Origin of the sequence: Bradyrhizobium murdochi, assembly GCF_000472965.1 — a bacterium.
Classification (GTDB): domain Bacteria; phylum Pseudomonadota; class Alphaproteobacteria; order Rhizobiales; family Xanthobacteraceae; genus Bradyrhizobium; species Bradyrhizobium murdochi.
Genome location: NZ_AXAU01000001.1, coordinates 1,121,609 through 1,137,161, shown reverse-complemented (window position 1 = coordinate 1,137,161; position 15,553 = coordinate 1,121,609). Strand labels below are relative to the sequence as shown.

Below are 15,553 nucleotides of genomic sequence, written 5' to 3'. Positions count from 1 at the left end.
AAGCGGCTGTGGCGGAAAGGGCGACAAACGGAAGGCGCGTTGTGAACGCCGCCTTTCCGTCTCACTTCCGCACGATCGAGCCGGCGCGCCCGACGAGCCGCGCCAGTTGCTTGAAGCGGCTGCCGACGCGGTCGGCGACGAGATCGACCATGCGATGCTCAAACACCAGCATCAGCTTGCGGCCCTGGGTTCGGAAATGCGTCGCGGGCAACACGCCGGTGCGCGCCGCCGTTATCAGGTGCGCGACGCGGAACGCCGCGCCGAGAAGGCGCGCACGCTCATCCATCGCGGGCGGCACCAGCCCGCGGACGCGCTCCGGCGGCTCGTTCTCTTCGCTTAAGCCCGCATAGCGGTAGAACACCGATAGCGCGACAAAGGCGCGGCCTTGATGGCTGATCGAGCCGAAATTGCCGTTGGTGATCAGGCTCAGCGTTTCCTCGCCGCGGTGGTCGGGGTGCACGCGCCATCCGATATCGGAAAGCAGGCACGCGGCGTGGCGCAGGCGGCGGTCCTCCTCAGTCTCGCGCAGCTTCACGACCCGCACCAGCCGATCGGTCCATGCGACAAGTTCCTCGGCGTGGCGTGCGGAGCGCGACAACAATCCATTCAGGGTTTGGGCTGCGCAGATGAATCCGTCCTTGGCGCGCTCCTGCGGCGGCAGCATCTCGTAGAGCAGGCCCTCGCGGACGCCAAAGGTGGAAAACACGATCGTCTTCGGCCGGCCGACGCGGATGATGTATTCGAGCACCAGCGCCGCATAGGTGAGGAGCGGGCGCCGTGCATCCGCGACGACTTCGATATCGGCGAGCATGTTGGCGGCCGCCAGCCGGCGCAGGCGCCGGGCGAAATCGAGCGCGTCGGCGGCAGGTAACGAATAGCCATGCATCACGCGTAGCGGATAGCCGCTTTGGACGATGTGAATACGTGCGAGCGCGCGCCAGGTGCCGCCGACCGCATAGAAGGTGCGGCCATGGCCGGCCTTGAGCTGGGCGACGCCGGACAGATCGTCGCGAACGATGCGCTCGGCGCGCTTCAAGGATTTCTCCGAGAGATCCTGCAGCGCCAGGCTTCCCAGCGGCAGCGTGACGCCGCTGTGGACCCGGTTTTTCTCCACATCGATCAGTTCGAGCGAACCGCCGCCGAGATCGCCGACGATGCCATCGGGATTGTGGATGCCGGAGATGACGCCAAGCGCGGACAGTCTTGCCTCGCGCGGACCGGACAGAATCTGAATCGGCGCGCCGCAGATGCGCTCGGCTTTGGCGATGAAGTCGGAACCGTTCTTGGCGTCGCGACAGGCGGCGGTGGCGATGGCGAAGACGCGCTCCACCTGCTGGATACGACACAGCGCGCGAAATCGCCGTAGTGCCGTCAGCGCCTTCGTAACCGCATCCTCGGCCAACAAACCGGTGCTCTGCACCTCGCGGCCGAGCCCGCACAGCGCCTTTTCGTTGAAGATGGTGACGAGGCTGCGCGCCATCGTCTCATAGACGACGAGACGAACCGAGTTCGAACCGATGTCGATGACGGCGACGCTGGAAGCGCGCTTGCGCGGCCGCTTCACAGCGGCGCTCCCTTATGACGATTGCTGACGTTCGGTACGGCGCGTGAGGCGGCGCGGCGAAGATTCCTTGAGAGACTTTCCACGTCCAGACAGGCTCGGATTCGTCATGAAATAGTTATGCAGGTTGAACGGCTCTTCGCCTTTCGCGGCCTTCATACGCGTTGAAGACCCATCCGGCAACAATTGCCAGCTCTGCTCAGTATCCTTCAGATTCGCGACCATGATTTGTTCGAGAACTTGCTGATGTACCGTGGGATTTTGCAATGGACAGAGGATTTCGACGCGGCGGTCGAGGTTTCTCGGCATCATGTCGGCGGACGAGATATACACAGCCGCCTTCGGCCCGGGCAGGCCTTGCCCCATACCAAAGCAGTAGATTCGGCCGTGCTCCAGGAAGCGGCCGATCACCGATTTGACGCGGATATTGTCTGATAGTCCGGGTACGCCAGGCCGCAGGCAGCAGATGCCGCGCACCACCAGTTCGATCGACACGCCGGCCTGTGAGGCCTCGTAGAGCGCGTCGATGATGTCGGGGTCGACCAGCGAATTCATCTTCATCCAGATCGCGCCCGGCTTGCCGTGCCTTACGTGATTGGTCTCGCCCTTGATGTGTTCGATGATGCGCTGGCGTAGCGTCAACGGCGACACCGCCATCCGCTCGATGTCGCTCGGCTCCGCATAGCCCGTGATGTAGTTGAATACCCGCGCCGCGTCGCGGCCGATGATCGGGTCCGACGTGAAATAGGAAAGGTCGGTATAGATGCGCGCGGTGACCGGATGATAATTGCCGGTGCCGGTATGGACGTAGGTCGTCAGGTTACCGCCCTCGCGCCGCACCACCATCGAGAGCTTGGCGTGCGTCTTCAGTTCGAGAAAGCCGTACACGACCTGAACGCCCGCGCGTTCGAGGTCGCGCGCCCAGCGGATGTTGGCCTCCTCATCGAACCGCGCTTTCAGCTCGATCAGCGCGGTCACCGATTTGCCGGCTTCCGCGGCCTCGGCGAGCGCCCGCACAATCGGAGAATTGCTCGAGGTGCGGTAGAGCGTCTGCTTGATGGCAACGACGTCGGGGTCGCGGACGGCTTGCTGCAGGAATTGCACGACGACGTCGAAGGATTCGTAAGGATGATGGACGATGAGATCCTTTTGCCGGATCGCCGCGAAGATGTCCCCTGCGTGGTCGCGCACCCGCTCGGGATGGCGCGGCACATAGGGCATGAATTCGAGGTCGGGACGGTCGAGCCGAGTGAGCTGCGACAGCTCGTTCATCGCCAGCACGCCATCGACCAGAAACACCTCGTCGTCGGCGGCGGAAAGCGCCTGCTGCACGAAGGTGCGCAGCGCTTCGGGCATTTTGTCTTCCATTTCCAGCCGGATCACCGAACCGCGCCGCCGCCGCTTCAGCGCGGTCTCGAACAGGCGGACGAGATCTTCGGCCTCTTCCTCGATTTCGAGCTCGGAGTCCCTGATAATGCGGAAAGCGCCTTGTCCCTTGACGGTGTAGCCGGGGAACAGCCGGCCGATGAACATTCCGGTGGCTTGCTCCAGCGGGATCAGGTGCACCACGCCGTCCTTGGTCGCCGGCACCCGGATGAAGCGGTCGATCTTGCCGGGCATCCGGATCAGCGCGTTCATCGCCTTGCCGTCGGACGTTCGCAACAATTGCAGCGCGATGGTGAAACCGAGGCTCGGGATGAACGGGAACGGGTGCGCGGGATCGATCGCCAGCGGCGTCAGCAGCGGGAAAATGTTGCGGAGGAAGTGATCCTCGAGCCAGCCGCGCTCCGCCTTGGTGAAGTCGTGACCGTCGACGAGCTTGATGCCGGCATCGGACAGGGCGGTGCGCAAATCGCGCCAGATCGCCTGCTGGTCGGAAGCGAGTTCCGAAACCGTCCTGTTGATGAGAGTGAGCTGCTCGGACGGCGTCAAGCCATCGGGGCTGCGTTCGGCGAAGCCTTCACGGACCTGCGCCTTGATGCCGGCGACGCGAACCATGAAGAACTCATCAAGGTTATTGGCCGAAATCGACAGGAACCGCACCCGTTCCAGCAACGGATGGCCCAGATTGACCGATTCCTCGAGCACCCGGCGGTTGAAATGCAGCCAGGATAGTTCCCGATTGATAAATCGCTCTGGGCTCGTGACGATCGTGGGCGGAGCCTCGGCAATCGGCTCTTTTTCTTTTATTTCAACAGCTTGTACCAATTCCATAAGGCTTTAATCCATCGCGAGCGAGGCAGGGCCGACTTCGAGGCAGGGCCGACTTTAAGGGAATGCGGCCCACAGCATGTGATACGCCGATGACGTTTCAATGACATTGATGTTCCGCGCAGAGCCGGCGTCAAGGCGGCAGGACGCAGCAGGAGCTGCCCGATCAGGCGTTGCGCAAGAGTTCCGCGGCCAGCGCCCGGGTGACCGGCCGGCCGAGCCGCAGCGCCTCGTTATCCAGAAGCTCAACCGCCTGGCGAGCAGCGGCATAGGAGCGCTCGATTCGGGTGGCGAGGTAGCTCACCACCGTTTCGTCGATGCTCAATTGGCGGTCTGCGCAAAATTTGACGATCAGGCCACGAAACAACAGGTCATCCGGCGGCAACAGCGACACGAGTGGGGCGGCGCGCAGCCGCGACCGGAGATCGCGCAGTTCGATCTCGAACGCCGCCGGTGGAACGCGTCCCGTGATCAGGACGAAGGCCCCGTCCTCGCGTGCCAGGTTCAGCAGATGAAACAAGGCGCGTTCGTCGAAGTCGGCCGGCCTCAGATCCTCGACCACCAGTGCCCCGGTGGCGAGTGCGCCGGGGACGGCAGCAGCATCAAGCGCGTGCGCCGAGATCGAGCGCGCGCCCGCCTGTTCGGCCCAGATCGCGGCGAGATGGCTCTTGCCGGAGCCCTCCGGCCCCGCCAGCAGCATGATGCGGTTCGGCCAGTCCGGCCAGCTTTCGATCAGCGCGAGCGCGGCTTCATTGGCCGGCCCCTCGAGGAAATTGTCGCGCGTCAAGCTCTCCGCATGCGGCAGCGCAAAGGCAAGCTGACGGGGTTGAACGCGAACTACCACGCAAATCTCCAGGCCGGGATCTTGCGGCTTTCATAGCGCTTTCAAGCTAAATCGCCACCGGTTCGTGTGAAGAAAATGCGTCGAAGCAACGAACAAGCTAGCGCGCTTCGATCGTGCTCATGTGCCGCACCCACTCGACGAGATAGAGCGAGACGGAAACCAAAGTAAAGACCGTAACAAAACCCATCAGGATCACGTCATAGGGTGCCGGCTTGAAGTTGAAACCGAGCGACGCCAGCACCAGCGCCGCGAACGCCACCTGCGCTACCGTGTTGAGCTTCGATACCATCAGGGGCTTCATCGGGATCGGCTTGTCGAACAGCCATGACACGATCACCGCCGTGACGATCATGATGTCGCGCGACACGACGAGGATGACGAGCCAGCGCGGCACCGCACCCCAGATGCCGAGCGCCACGAAGATGGAAACCAGAAGTGCCTTGTCGGCAAGCGGGTCGAGCAGGGCGCCCAGTTCACTCGACATGTTGAAGCGCTTGGCGAGAAAGCCATCGACGGCGTCGCTGACCCCGGCAATGACGAAAATCGCAAACGCGATTTCCATCTGGCTGGAAACGATCGCCCAGACGATGACCGGCACCAGAATGATGCGCCCCAGCGTAATGATATTTGGAATGCTCAACTCGGTCGCTTCCCGGCTCCCGGCCTAAATCCGGCCCCTGGCGGGTACAGCCGGCTCTTATCTACATAGTATATGCGCCAAGCGCTTGCGAGCCATTGCAGGATCGCTGAATTCCTCGTAACCAGCCGTCATCATACTGGAATTTGGGCATGAACGACCGCAAAAACGGGCTGACTTACGCGGATTCGGGCGTCGATATCGATGCGGGCAACCGCCTGGTCGATCTCATCAAGCCGATGGTGCGCGCCACCGCCCGGGCCGGCGCCGATGCCGAAATCGGCGGTTTTGGCGGCTTGTTCGACCTCAAGGCGGCGGGTTTCAAGGACCCGGTGCTGGTGGCGGCGACCGACGGCGTCGGCACCAAGGTCAAGATCGCGATCGAGACCGGCCTGCATGGCGGTATCGGCATCGACCTGGTGGCGATGTCGGTCAATGATCTCGTCGTGCAGGGCGCGGAACCGTTGTTCTTCCTCGACTATTTCGCCTGCGGCAAGTTGGACCCCGACGCCGCGGCGGCCATCGTGGCCGGCGTCGCCGAGGGCTGCCGGGAGTCCGGCTGCGCCCTGATCGGCGGCGAGACCGCCGAGATGCCGGGGCTCTACAAGGATGGCGATTACGACCTCGCAGGCTTTGCGGTCGGGGCTGCCGAGCGCGGCACGCTGTTGCCGACCGCGGACATTGCCGTGGGCGACGCCGTGATCGGATTGGCCTCATCCGGCGTTCACTCCAACGGTTTTTCGCTGGTCCGCAAGATCGTCGCGCAATCGAGGGTCTCGTTCGATGCCCCGGCGCCGTTCTCGCCGGTCATGACGCTGGGCGGCGCGCTGCTGACGCCGACGCGGCTCTATGTGAAATCCTGCCTGCGCGCGATCCGCGAAACCGGCGGGATCAAGGGGCTTGCCCATATCACCGGCGGCGGCTTCACCGACAACATCCCACGCGTGCTGCCAAAGCACCTCGGCGTCGGCATCGATCTGGCGCGGCTACCAGTGTTGCCGGTGTTCAAATGGCTGGCGGAGCAGGGCGGCATCGCCGAACTCGAAATGCTGCGCACCTTCAACTGCGGCATCGGCATGGTCGCCATCGTCAAGCCGGATGCGGTCGAGAAGGTGACGGAGATCCTGACCGAAAGCGGCGAGACCGTCGCCTTGCTCGGCGAAGTGATCCCGGCTGCGAGCGACCATCGCGTGGCCTACAACGGCCATCTAGATCTCGCGCAATGAAGCGCCGCGTCGCCATCCTGATCTCCGGGCGCGGGTCGAACATGGCCGCGCTGATCGGTGCGGCGAAGGCTGCGGATTTTCCGGCCGAAATCGTCGCCGTCATTTCCAACCGGGCCGATGCGCCTGGGCTGGAGAAGGCAGCCGCGAGCGGCATCCCGACACTGGTCGTCGAGAGCAAGCCGTTCGGCAAGGACCGCGCGGGCTTTGAGGCCGTCCTGCAGCGGGCGCTGGACGAAAAGCAGGTCGAACTAATCTGCCTCGGCGGATTCATGCGGCTGTTCACCGCCGAATTCGTGCAGCGCTGGTACGGAAAGATGCTCAACATCCATCCCTCGCTGCTGCCATCCTTCCCGGGTCTCGATCCGCACGGGCAGGCGTTGCAGGCCGGGGTCAAGATCTCGGGCGCGACCGTGCACTTCGTGATTCCCGAGACCGACGCCGGCCCGATCGTGATGCAGGGCGCGGTGACGGTGACCGACGACGATACGGCAGAGACGTTGTCGCAGCGCATTCTGGGCATCGAGCATCGCATTTACCCCGAGGCGCTGCGTTTGCTTGCGAGCGGAAAGCTCCGCCTCGAAGGCGAGATCTGCAAGGTCGCCGACGGGGCCGACCGCAATGGCACCCTGATTTCGCCGCGGACGATCTGATATTATCCGAAAGGTATGCGCGAACGAGCGCGGCGACCGCGCTTCACTAAATCCATCGAGGTTTCCATGATCACGCTCTATGGCTCCGGGCCCAATTTCGGCCTCCCCGACGCAAGCCCGTTCGTGACCAAGGCCGAGACCTTGCTGCGGATGTCGAAACTGCCGTTCAGAAAAGCGCCGATGAGCTTTTCGAAAGCGCCCAAGGGCAAAATTCCCTACATCGAGGACGACGGCCAACTGCTCGGCGATTCCACGCTGATCCGCTGGCATCTCGAAAAGAAATACGGCATCGATTTCGACCAGGGCCTCAGCGCCGAGCAGCTCGCCATCTCCTGGGCCTTCGAGAAGATGGCGGAGGACAATCTCTACTGGGCCAGCGTCTACTTCCGCTGGATGATCGAGGACAATTTTCGCAAGGGTCCGGTCAATTTCTTCAGGGGCGTGCCGGCGCCGGTCCGGCCGGTCGTCGTTTCGATGGTCCGGCGCCGCCTGCGCAAGACGCTGCACGGCCAGGGAATCGGCCGTCACTCCGAAGACGAGATCACCGCGATCGGGATCCGCTCGATCGACGCGATGGCGGCCTATCTCGGCGACAAGCCGTTTTTCATGGGCAGGGAGCCCGCCGGCATCGACGCCACGATGTTCGCCTTCGCGGTCTGTGCGATTTGTCCGCTGTTCGAGTCGAATTTGCAGCGGGCAGCCGCAAGCCATGCCAACCTGCGGCGCTATGTCGGCCGGATGACCGCGCGATTCTATCCGGAACTCAGCGAGATCGCCGGCTGCGAGGCGGCGGCCTGAATTCCAGGGCAGGGCGCAAACAAAATCCCCCGGCGAGGCCGGGGGCAATTTGCGTGGACGAAGTCTACGTGACCTTGAGGTTTTCCGCGGACGTCTTGCCGCGGTTTTCGACAAGGTCGTACTCGACGTGCTGGTTCTCGTTGAGAGTGGTGAGTCCCGCACGCTCGACGGCCGAGATGTGGACGAACACGTCCTTCTCGCCGACCGCCGGCTTGATGAACCCATACCCCTTGGTAGGGTTGAACCACTTGACGCTGCCCTTGTGCATCGCCATCGCCTGTCTCCAAGTTTGGTCTAGATATAAAAAAGACGCGGCCACGTTTTCCACGTGCCACGCCACAAACGGGCTTCCCGATAGCTGCTAGATTTCCTGCTCGCGAAACGCACAGTCGAACGGCCTGAATCCGATTGCGCTTGGGATTGCAACACGAAATTCGGGCGTTCGCAAGGTTCTGGCGGGCTCCGGCAAATCGTTCTGGTGTCGGCCGGCTGTGGCAGCCGAACCACAATGACGCGTATTCGGCAGCGCGCCGATTGACCGTTTGCGCGAACTAGGGGCAAATCGTTACGGTTTATCGGCATTTGCGCATTTTTCGGGCTGGCGCTTTCGCCCTCTGGAATGGACTGCATGCGCGGCTCTCGGCGGCCTTCGCGAGCATGGAAAATCGGAACCGGGCGCGCGCTTGCATGTCTGGCCGCGATTGCGTTCGCGCTCATCACCGCCATGTCCGCCGCCCACGCGCAATCGCCGACGCCCACTCCGACGCCAACCCCGACACCCACGCCTTCGCCGACACCTAGCCCGACCCCGACCGTGATCAATTCGACGGTCTCATCGGGCGCGACACTGACCAATCTCGGCAGCAATTTCCTGGAACGGCTGGGCAACCAGTCGAGCAATGGTTTCAACCGCCTGCAGCGGACCAATCCGGGCGGGGGCGGCGCCTCCGAGAGCATAGAAGCGCCGCGCTACCGGACCTGGTTCGAAGGCTACGGGAACTGGACCAAGAACGGCGCGGTCGGCGATTTCGTCGGCGACAGCAGAAAGACCTGGGGCGGTGTTGCCGGCATTGGCGCGCGGGTGATGCCGGGCGTCAATGTCGGTTTCTCGGTCGACCAGAGCCGCTCGGCGATCGATATTCCGTTGGCGCCGCAATCGGCCACCATCGACCTGACTCAGCTCGGTTTCACGGCCTCCGTCGACAGCGGGCCGTGGACCTGGGCCAGCGCAGTCGTGCACGGCTTTGGCAACATCAATTCGCGCCGAGACACGGGGCTCGGGATTGCGACTGCCGGATACAATGCGCGGCTCGACGGCGTGTTGAGCGAGATCAGCTATTACTGGTCCAAGGACCAGGCCCGCGTCGTGCCGAAAGCCGCGTTCGAATATGTCCGTGCCCGGACCGGATCGCTGCAGGAGATCGGCGGCCTCGATCCCGTGGCGGCAACGGGCGCCACCGTGGAGCGCGCGCGGCTGCTGATCGGCGCGGAGATCGGCCATTACTGGATCTTCGACGGCAAGATTTTCGACCTGTCGGGTTACGGCAAGTTCGTCGACAATGTCGTGCAGAATTTCTCCGACATCACCGTCAGCCAGGGAGTGCAGAGCATTACGTTCCAGGGTGTCGGCGAAAGCCGGTACGGCGCCGATGCCGGCGGCTCAGCATCGCTGAGCCTGACCAATAGCGCACGGCTCTACGTAAACTACGACGCCAAACTCCGCGCCGCGATGCAGTCGCATCAGGGCACGGTGGGCATTGAGTTGAAGTGGTAGCGAACTGTACTAGTTCGGCCCACCGCGCCATGCACGGCCGGCCCGCCACTCTGGCGGCGGCTCGGATATTCGCGCTCGCCCCAAGTGATGACGATTACGATTGTCACATGTCAGGCTCTATCGGCTTATCGATCGCCTCGCCGCTCTCGGCCCAGTCCTTGAAGGCGCCGAGATTGTAGACATTGGGGTACCCCATATCCTTGAGCACCTTGCCGCCAAGCGCGGATCGTCCGCCGGACGCGCAATACAGGATGACCGTCTTGTCCTTGGCAAAATTCTTGTCGTGGTAGGGCGTCTCGGGATCGGCGCGGAACTCCAGCATGCCGCGGGAGACATGGATGGCTCCTGCGACCTTGCCGCTCTTCTCCACTTCCGGCGCGTCACGCACGTCGACGACGAGGGTATTTCCTTTCGCAATCATTTCCTTGGCCTGCGCGGGCGTGATGCGCGGCACCGCTGCGTTGGCGGCTTCCATCATCTGCTTGACGCTGGTGGTCATAGTCATCTCCTCTTATGCTCGGTTGAAAGTCCTGGGTTGAAAAATCTCTTCATCAGATCGCTCGGCCGACCGTCATCGCTTTGCGAAATTCGGCGTCTGCGTCGATGAAGGTCGGCTCCGGGCCGGCGCCGACCGCATCGAAGAACCGCGCGACGAAACAGCGGAACGCGGCGCAGAGTGCGATGTCGCAGATCTGGACGTCGGTGAAGCCCACCGCCCGCAGCCGCTCGATGTTTTTCGCCGTCACGCGGGACGCGTCGCTTGCGATCGTCTCGGCATAGCGCAGCATTTCGACGTCCCGTTCGCTTAGTCGTGCCGAGGCGAAGTTGCGTCGCACGGCCATAACCGCTTCCTTCGAGCCGAGGTCAGCGAGAAGCTGCTTGCCGTACACGTGCGAGCAGTAGGTGGACGGCACCTGCTTTGCTACGACGAATGTGATCAGCCGCCAGTCGCGCGAACTTAGCGAGAAGCCGGTGCGGATCTTGTCGGCGAACTCCTGGTAGATCGGCAGAAGATCCGGCCGCGCGGTCCAGCAGCGCGTCGCGGACATTACGAAGCCGCTTTGGGCTTTCTGCGCCGCATAGAGCTCGGCGATGCGGCCTGTCGCCTCAGTTTCGTCAACCGTCTTGAGAAACATCCAAAATCTCCGTTCGTGAAACAATTTCCGCGGCTAGTGCCGCATAAAATTCGGCCGGTTCTGCCGCGACGGACCGGCTATGGCCCGATCGACCCGATCGGGCGTGCCGGGAAAGCTCGCTTCAACCGACCGGACGGTGAACTAAGGCCGGGCCAGAGTTGACACAATGATCGGGGCGCTCAGATTCTTTGCCGAGACGCTACGCACCGTTTAGTGATCCAGCCCTGGAGGCCAAATGGACGTTTTGTCCGAGGTTCTGCGCGTCATCCGTGTGTCGGGCGCCATTCATTTCAATGCCGAGTTTACGCGGCCATGGTCGGTCGTGACCTCCCCACCGGACTTGCTGGCTTCGCGGTTGATGCCGGGCGCGGAAGCGATCACGCTGTTTCACCTGGCAATGAACGCCGGCTGCTGGATCACATGCGGCAAGCTCGAACCGATTAGGATTGAGGCCGGCGACGTTCATGACCAGCGACCCGGGGCTTTCTCCCGTCACGATTGCCAGCATCTTCCCCAGGGCGTCGGCGGAGCAGATCACCTGGGTGAAGCATGGCGGGGGCGGGGAGGAGACGCGCTTTGTTTGCGGTTACCTGCATTCCGACCAACGGTTCGGGCCGCTGCTCGATGCGATGCCGGCATTCATTTGCGTCCGCCTGCGCTACGGCAAGGTCATCCTCGACGCATTTTCTGATACCGCGCGCTATGCGGAGCCGGTCACGCTCGATCAGGAGGCCGGCTGGTGGCAGGCTGCGACCGGTCAGCTCATCGCCGAAGCGATGCGGCCAGGTCCCGGAAACCGCGCCATGCTCGCGCGCTTGTCCGAGCTGCTCTTCATGGAGGTCGTGCGCTGGCAGCTGATCCATGTCGCCGAGGGGCGTCGCGGCTGGCTGGCGGGCCTCAACGATCCCCATGTCGGCCGGGCGCTGACGCTGCTTCACGCCGAGCCGGCGCGGCCCTGGACCGTCGAGGAACTGGCAGACTGCGCGGCGATCTCGCGCGCCGCGCTGGGCAAACGCTTCGTCGAGCTGGTCGGCGAGGCGCCGATGACGTATCTGGCCGGATGGCGGATGCACCTCGCCAGGCGACTGCTTCGCGATAGCAGCCTCAGCCTTGCCGAGATCGCGTCCCGTGTCGGCTACGAATCCGAAGCCGCCTTCAACCGCGCCTTCAGCCGCCTCGTCGGTGCGCCTCCCGGCACATGGCGGCAGAGCAAGGGGCTGTCGCAGGCCGGTGCATGAGGCATGCTGTGCCGCGATTCGATCGAAGGATGGCGCGGTGCACAGCCGCAGAAGTGCGGTCTCGGAATCTCGATGCCGATCGTGCCGCCGGTTGACGCTTCGGATGGGAAGTCGCCCACCTGGCGGCTTACTTGAGCAGCATCCGGGGAACGTTCTCGGAAGTTGTTGCTTACGTCCGATCGACCCGGATGACCCTGCCTTTTTCGATCGCGAGCGCCAACCTGCCGTGCTTCAGCGCCAGCGCCGCTTCGCCGAACAATTCGCGGCGCCAGCCGTGCAGGGCAGCGACGTCGGCGTGGTCGTCGGCGGCGATCTGGTCGAGATCGTCGACGGTCGCGATCACCTTGCTGGCGACGGCGTGGCGCTCCGACGTCATCCGCAGCAGCACTTTCAGGAGCTCGACGGTCGCAGCGCCATTCGAACTGCCGCGCGGTCTTTCGATCTTCGGCAAGGTAGCGTGATCGCGCGCGAGGCCGCGCTGCACGGCGGCGATGATGTCGCTGCCCCATTTAGAGCGGTCAAAGCCCTTCGGCAGCGAGCGCAGGTTGGCAAGGCGCTCGAGCGAGGTCGGGGCGTGGGTGGCGATGTCGCCGACTGCATCGTCCTTCAGCACGCGTGAGCGCGGCACGTCGCGGCTTTGCGCTTCCTGCTCGCGCCAGGCCGCGACTTCCATCAGCACGGCAAGCTCTTTCGGCTTGCGGACCCGGCTCTTGAGCCGCTCCCAGGCGCGCTCGGGGTGGAAATCGTAGGTCCTTGGCGAGGTCAGGACTTCCATCTCCTCGCTGACCCAGTCGCTGCGGCCGCGCTTCTTCAGGTCGGCGTCGAGGGCGGCAAAGACGTCGCGCAAATGGGTGACGTCGGAGATCGCGTAATGCATCTGCTCCGGCGTCAGCGGCCGGCGCGACCAGTCGGTGAAACGGTGCGTCTTGTCCGGGCGGTGGCCGGTGACGCGTTCGACAAGCTGGTCATAGGCGATGCTGTCGCCGTAACCCAGCACCATCGCCGCGACCTGCGTGTCGAAGATCGGATGCGGAATGGTGCCGGACTGGTGCCAGACGATTTCGATGTCCTGGCGGGCGGCGTGAAACACCTTCAGCACCGCCTCGTTTCCCATCAGGTCGAAGAACGGCTTGAGGTCGATGCCGGGTGCCAGCGTGTCGATCACGACGGCCTCGTCCGGACTCGCCATCTGTACAACGCAGAGCAGGGGATAGTAGGTCGTCTCCCGCAGGAACTCGGTATCGACCGTGATGACCTTGTGTTGGGCGAGCCGGGAGCAGGCGGCGGCGAGGTCGGTAGTGGTGGTAATCAGATCCATGAACAATCCATGACGCGTCGGACAGGCGTTCTGCCGAAAACGCTGATATGTCAAGGGTGTCGCGGAGGATTTGAGCCCTGCATTTGAGCCTGAGCACGGCTTTTTTGCGTCGATTTGGCGAGCCGGACCCGGAACGTCATCGCCCGGCTAGCCGGGCGACCCAGTATCCCAAAGATGCTGGTGATTAATCGAGAGGCCGCGGCGTACTGGATATCCGCCTTCGCGGGTATGACGGTGCCGTCAGGAAGTCGATCACTCGTAACGCACATGCCGCGACGGTCGCCGGCCCGATGGGATCGCGAGCACGACGAGGCATAGCGCAATCATCACCATTCCCATGAATTCGAAAGCAAAGGCGTCCACGGCAATTCTCCCCGGTAAACCGCTAGAATTGTGGGGAGCGCGTTGACGGCTTCTTAATTTGTGGAACCGGCAGATGAGCGCGTCGGCGGATGGTGGACGGCTGCTTAAGGAGTTGGGTTAACGGCAATGTGTAGGATGGGTAGAGCGAAGCGAAACCCATCAGCATCACGCGAGCTATTGATGGGTTTCGCTTCGCTCTACCCATCCTACAAGCTGTCAGCGCGACCTCACGTCCCACAAAACGTCCGCAGCACACGCTGGTCCGGCAGCGGCGGATCGGCATAGGCCGCGAACTCAGGCTGATCGTTGTATGGCTTTGCTAGCACCTTCAGCAATTCTTCGAACGGTGCGTAGTCGTTGTTCACGGCCGCCGCGATCACGGCTTCGACACGGTGGTTGCGCGGGATGAAGGCCGGATTCACCGCGCGCATCGCGGTTTGCCGTTCGCTCGCGGATTGCGGCTCGTCGGCGAGGCGTTGGCGCCAGCGTGCGGCCCACTCGTCGTACGCGGCGGGATCGGTGAACTGATCGCGCGCCTTGTTCTCGGCGGGATCACCGGCGGCCTCAGTGAGGCGTCGGAAGGTGAGGGTGAAGTCGGCGGTGTTCTTCGCCATGGCGTCGAGCAGATCCTGGATCAAGGCTTCGTCGCCGTCGCGTTCGGTGAACAGGCCGATCTTTTTGCGTAGGCCGGCTTGATAGGCGGCGGTGAATTTGTCGGCGAATTCACCGAGGATGAGTTGCGCCTGTTCGATCGCCTTGTCCTGCTCGTCGGAGAACAGCTTCAGCAGGCATTCGGCGAGCCGCGTCAGATTCCACAGCGCGATGCGCGGCTGGTTGGCATAGGCGTAGCGGCCCATCTCGTCGATCGACGAAAACACCTGCGCGGGGTTGTACTCGTCCATGAAGGCGCAGGGGCCGTAATCGATGGTCTCGCCGGAGATCGAGGTGTTATCGGTGTTCATGACGCCGTGGATGAAGCCGACCAGAAGCCAGCGCGCGATGAGATCGGCCTGCCGGGCGACCACGCCTTCGAGCAACGCGTGATAGGGACGCTCGGCCTTCGCCACCTCCGGATAGTGCCTGGCGATGACGTGGTCGGCGAGCTTGCGCACACCATCGGTGTCGCCGCGCGCCGCGAAGAACTGGAAGGTGCCGACGCGAACATGGCTTGCGGCCACGCGCGTGAGCACCGCGCCCGGCAGCATGGTCTCGCGCATCACGCCCTCGCCAGTGACGACGGCGGCGAGCGAACGGGTGGTGGGGATGCCGAGCGCAAACATCGCCTCACTGACGATGTATTCGCGCAAGACCGGCCCAAGCGCGGCGCGGCCGTCACCCCGGCGCGAGAATGGCGTAGGCCCGCTGCCCTTGAGCTGGATGTCGCGGCGGACGCCGTCCTTGTCGATGACCTCGCCGAGCAGGATGGCGCGGCCATCGCCGAGCTGGGGCACGAACTGGCCGAACTGGTGACCGGCATAGGCCATCGCAATCGGATCGGCGCCCTCAGGCACGCGCTTTCCGGCGAGGATTTCGGCCCCTTCCGGGCTCTCAAGCACATCTGGATCGAGGCCGAGCTGAACGGCCAGCGCCCGGTTCAGCTTGATCAATCTCGGGGCGGCGACCGGAGTGGGGGCCACCCGGGCGAAAAAGTTCGCCGGCAACGCCGAATAGGTGTTTTGGAACGGGAAATGAATGGTCATGACCTAAAGATAGGCGCAGCCCAGGAATAGGCAAACGGCCCGGATGCCGGCCTGCCGAAATGGCCGTTTTTGAGCCGAAAACAGCCGCGCCATTGGT

14 protein-coding genes and 1 pseudogene are annotated in these 15,553 nt (G+C 63.4%); 6 read left to right on the top strand and 9 right to left on the bottom strand.

The features are described 5' to 3' along the window. Nucleotides 1-61 precede the first annotated feature (61 nt). From ppx to YUO_RS0105835, 4 genes are all read right to left on the bottom strand, one after another. Nucleotides 62-1,564 (bottom strand): exopolyphosphatase, encoded by a 1,503-nt coding sequence (ppx, locus tag YUO_RS0105850; protein WP_028346431.1) that lies wholly within the window; start codon nucleotides 1,562-1,564, stop codon nucleotides 62-64. Between the two features lie 12 nt (nucleotides 1,565-1,576). After that, nucleotides 1,577-3,775 (bottom strand): RNA degradosome polyphosphate kinase, encoded by a 2,199-nt coding sequence (locus YUO_RS0105845; protein ID WP_028346430.1) that lies wholly within the window; start codon nucleotides 3,773-3,775, stop codon nucleotides 1,577-1,579. A gap of 163 nt (nucleotides 3,776-3,938) precedes the next feature. Beyond that, nucleotides 3,939-4,616, bottom strand: a complete 678-nt coding sequence (locus YUO_RS0105840) for a P-loop NTPase family protein (protein ID WP_028346429.1) — start codon at nucleotides 4,614-4,616, stop codon at nucleotides 3,939-3,941. A gap of 97 nt (nucleotides 4,617-4,713) precedes the next feature. Continuing rightward, a complete protein-coding gene (locus YUO_RS0105835) occupies nucleotides 4,714-5,256 on the bottom strand; it encodes a CDP-alcohol phosphatidyltransferase family protein (protein ID WP_028346428.1) in 543 nt (180 codons plus the stop codon). Between the two features lie 149 nt (nucleotides 5,257-5,405). Between YUO_RS0105835 and purM the strand changes: the two genes are divergently transcribed. The 3 genes from purM (at nucleotide 5,406) to YUO_RS0105820 (ending at nucleotide 7,927) form a co-directional block, all read left to right on the top strand. Then, nucleotides 5,406-6,479 carry a phosphoribosylformylglycinamidine cyclo-ligase gene (purM, locus tag YUO_RS0105830; protein WP_028346427.1) on the top strand — a complete coding sequence of 358 codons (1,074 nt, stop codon included), beginning with the start codon at nucleotides 5,406-5,408 and terminating at the stop codon, nucleotides 6,477-6,479. Beyond that, entirely contained in the window at nucleotides 6,476-7,129 is a 654-nt protein-coding gene (gene purN, locus YUO_RS0105825) for a phosphoribosylglycinamide formyltransferase (protein WP_028346426.1), read from the top strand. The genes purM and purN overlap by 4 nt, the downstream gene beginning before the upstream one ends. Nucleotides 7,130-7,195: 66 nt before the next feature. After that, complete coding sequence (locus YUO_RS0105820) at nucleotides 7,196-7,927, top strand: glutathione S-transferase family protein (RefSeq protein WP_028346425.1); 732 nt, start codon at nucleotides 7,196-7,198, stop codon at nucleotides 7,925-7,927. 64 nt (nucleotides 7,928-7,991) lie between these two features. Here YUO_RS0105820 and YUO_RS0105815 read toward each other — a convergent pair whose 3' ends face one another. Continuing rightward, entirely contained in the window at nucleotides 7,992-8,195 is a 204-nt protein-coding gene (locus YUO_RS0105815; protein WP_028346424.1) for a cold-shock protein, read from the bottom strand. Nucleotides 8,196-8,555: 360 nt separating this feature from the next. On the opposite strand from YUO_RS0105815, the gene YUO_RS0105810 reads away from it, so the two are divergent. Further along, nucleotides 8,556-9,701, top strand: a complete 1,146-nt coding sequence (locus YUO_RS0105810; RefSeq protein WP_028346423.1) for an autotransporter outer membrane beta-barrel domain-containing protein — start codon at nucleotides 8,556-8,558, stop codon at nucleotides 9,699-9,701. A 103-nt stretch (nucleotides 9,702-9,804) separates the two neighbouring features. On the opposite strand, the gene YUO_RS0105805 is transcribed toward YUO_RS0105810, so the two are convergent. Next, nucleotides 9,805-10,200, bottom strand: a complete 396-nt coding sequence (locus tag YUO_RS0105805; protein ID WP_028346422.1) for a rhodanese-like domain-containing protein — start codon at nucleotides 10,198-10,200, stop codon at nucleotides 9,805-9,807. A 52-nt stretch (nucleotides 10,201-10,252) separates the two neighbouring features. After that, nucleotides 10,253-10,837 carry a carboxymuconolactone decarboxylase family protein gene (locus YUO_RS0105800; protein WP_028346421.1) on the bottom strand — a complete coding sequence of 195 codons (585 nt, stop codon included), beginning with the start codon at nucleotides 10,835-10,837 and terminating at the stop codon, nucleotides 10,253-10,255. Between the two features lie 235 nt (nucleotides 10,838-11,072). Here YUO_RS0105800 and YUO_RS48875 point away from each other — a divergent pair. Both YUO_RS48875 and YUO_RS48630 read left to right on the top strand, forming a co-directional pair. Continuing rightward, nucleotides 11,073-11,288 (top strand): annotated as a pseudogene (locus YUO_RS48875) (cupin domain-containing protein); the annotation flags it as partial. A gap of 13 nt (nucleotides 11,289-11,301) precedes the next feature. Next, nucleotides 11,302-12,075 carry a helix-turn-helix domain-containing protein gene (locus YUO_RS48630; protein WP_051379239.1) on the top strand — a complete coding sequence of 258 codons (774 nt, stop codon included), beginning with the start codon at nucleotides 11,302-11,304 and terminating at the stop codon, nucleotides 12,073-12,075. A 169-nt stretch (nucleotides 12,076-12,244) separates the two neighbouring features. Here YUO_RS48630 and rnd read toward each other — a convergent pair whose 3' ends face one another. Beyond that, entirely contained in the window at nucleotides 12,245-13,393 is a 1,149-nt protein-coding gene (gene rnd, locus YUO_RS0105785; RefSeq protein WP_028346420.1) for a ribonuclease D, read from the bottom strand. A 590-nt stretch (nucleotides 13,394-13,983) separates the two neighbouring features. Then, nucleotides 13,984-15,456, bottom strand: a complete 1,473-nt coding sequence (locus YUO_RS0105775) for a protein adenylyltransferase SelO (RefSeq protein ID WP_028346419.1) — start codon at nucleotides 15,454-15,456, stop codon at nucleotides 13,984-13,986. Between the last annotated feature and the right edge of the window lie 97 nt (nucleotides 15,457-15,553).

What these genes read in the sequence shown, in the direction of transcription:
- YUO_RS0105845 (WP_028346430.1), bottom strand. Translation starts at nt 3,775, where the DNA reads ATGGAATTGGTACAAGCTGTTGAAATAAAAGAAAAAGAGCCGATTGCC.
- purM (WP_028346427.1), top strand. Translation starts at nt 5,406, where the DNA reads ATGAACGACCGCAAAAACGGGCTGACTTACGCGGATTCGGGCGTCGAT.
- purN (WP_028346426.1), top strand. Translation starts at nt 6,476, where the DNA reads ATGAAGCGCCGCGTCGCCATCCTGATCTCCGGGCGCGGGTCGAACATG.
- YUO_RS0105820 (WP_028346425.1), top strand. Translation starts at nt 7,196, where the DNA reads ATGATCACGCTCTATGGCTCCGGGCCCAATTTCGGCCTCCCCGACGCA.
- YUO_RS0105815 (WP_028346424.1), bottom strand. Translation starts at nt 8,195, where the DNA reads ATGCACAAGGGCAGCGTCAAGTGGTTCAACCCTACCAAGGGGTATGGG.
- YUO_RS0105810 (WP_028346423.1), top strand. Translation starts at nt 8,556, where the DNA reads ATGCGCGGCTCTCGGCGGCCTTCGCGAGCATGGAAAATCGGAACCGGG.
- YUO_RS0105805 (WP_028346422.1), bottom strand. Translation starts at nt 10,200, where the DNA reads ATGACCACCAGCGTCAAGCAGATGATGGAAGCCGCCAACGCAGCGGTG.
- YUO_RS0105800 (WP_028346421.1), bottom strand. Translation starts at nt 10,837, where the DNA reads ATGTTTCTCAAGACGGTTGACGAAACTGAGGCGACAGGCCGCATCGCC.
- YUO_RS48630 (WP_051379239.1), top strand. Translation starts at nt 11,302, where the DNA reads ATGACCAGCGACCCGGGGCTTTCTCCCGTCACGATTGCCAGCATCTTC.
- rnd (WP_028346420.1), bottom strand. Translation starts at nt 13,393, where the DNA reads ATGGATCTGATTACCACCACTACCGACCTCGCCGCCGCCTGCTCCCGG.
- YUO_RS0105775 (WP_028346419.1), bottom strand. Translation starts at nt 15,456, where the DNA reads ATGACCATTCATTTCCCGTTCCAAAACACCTATTCGGCGTTGCCGGCG.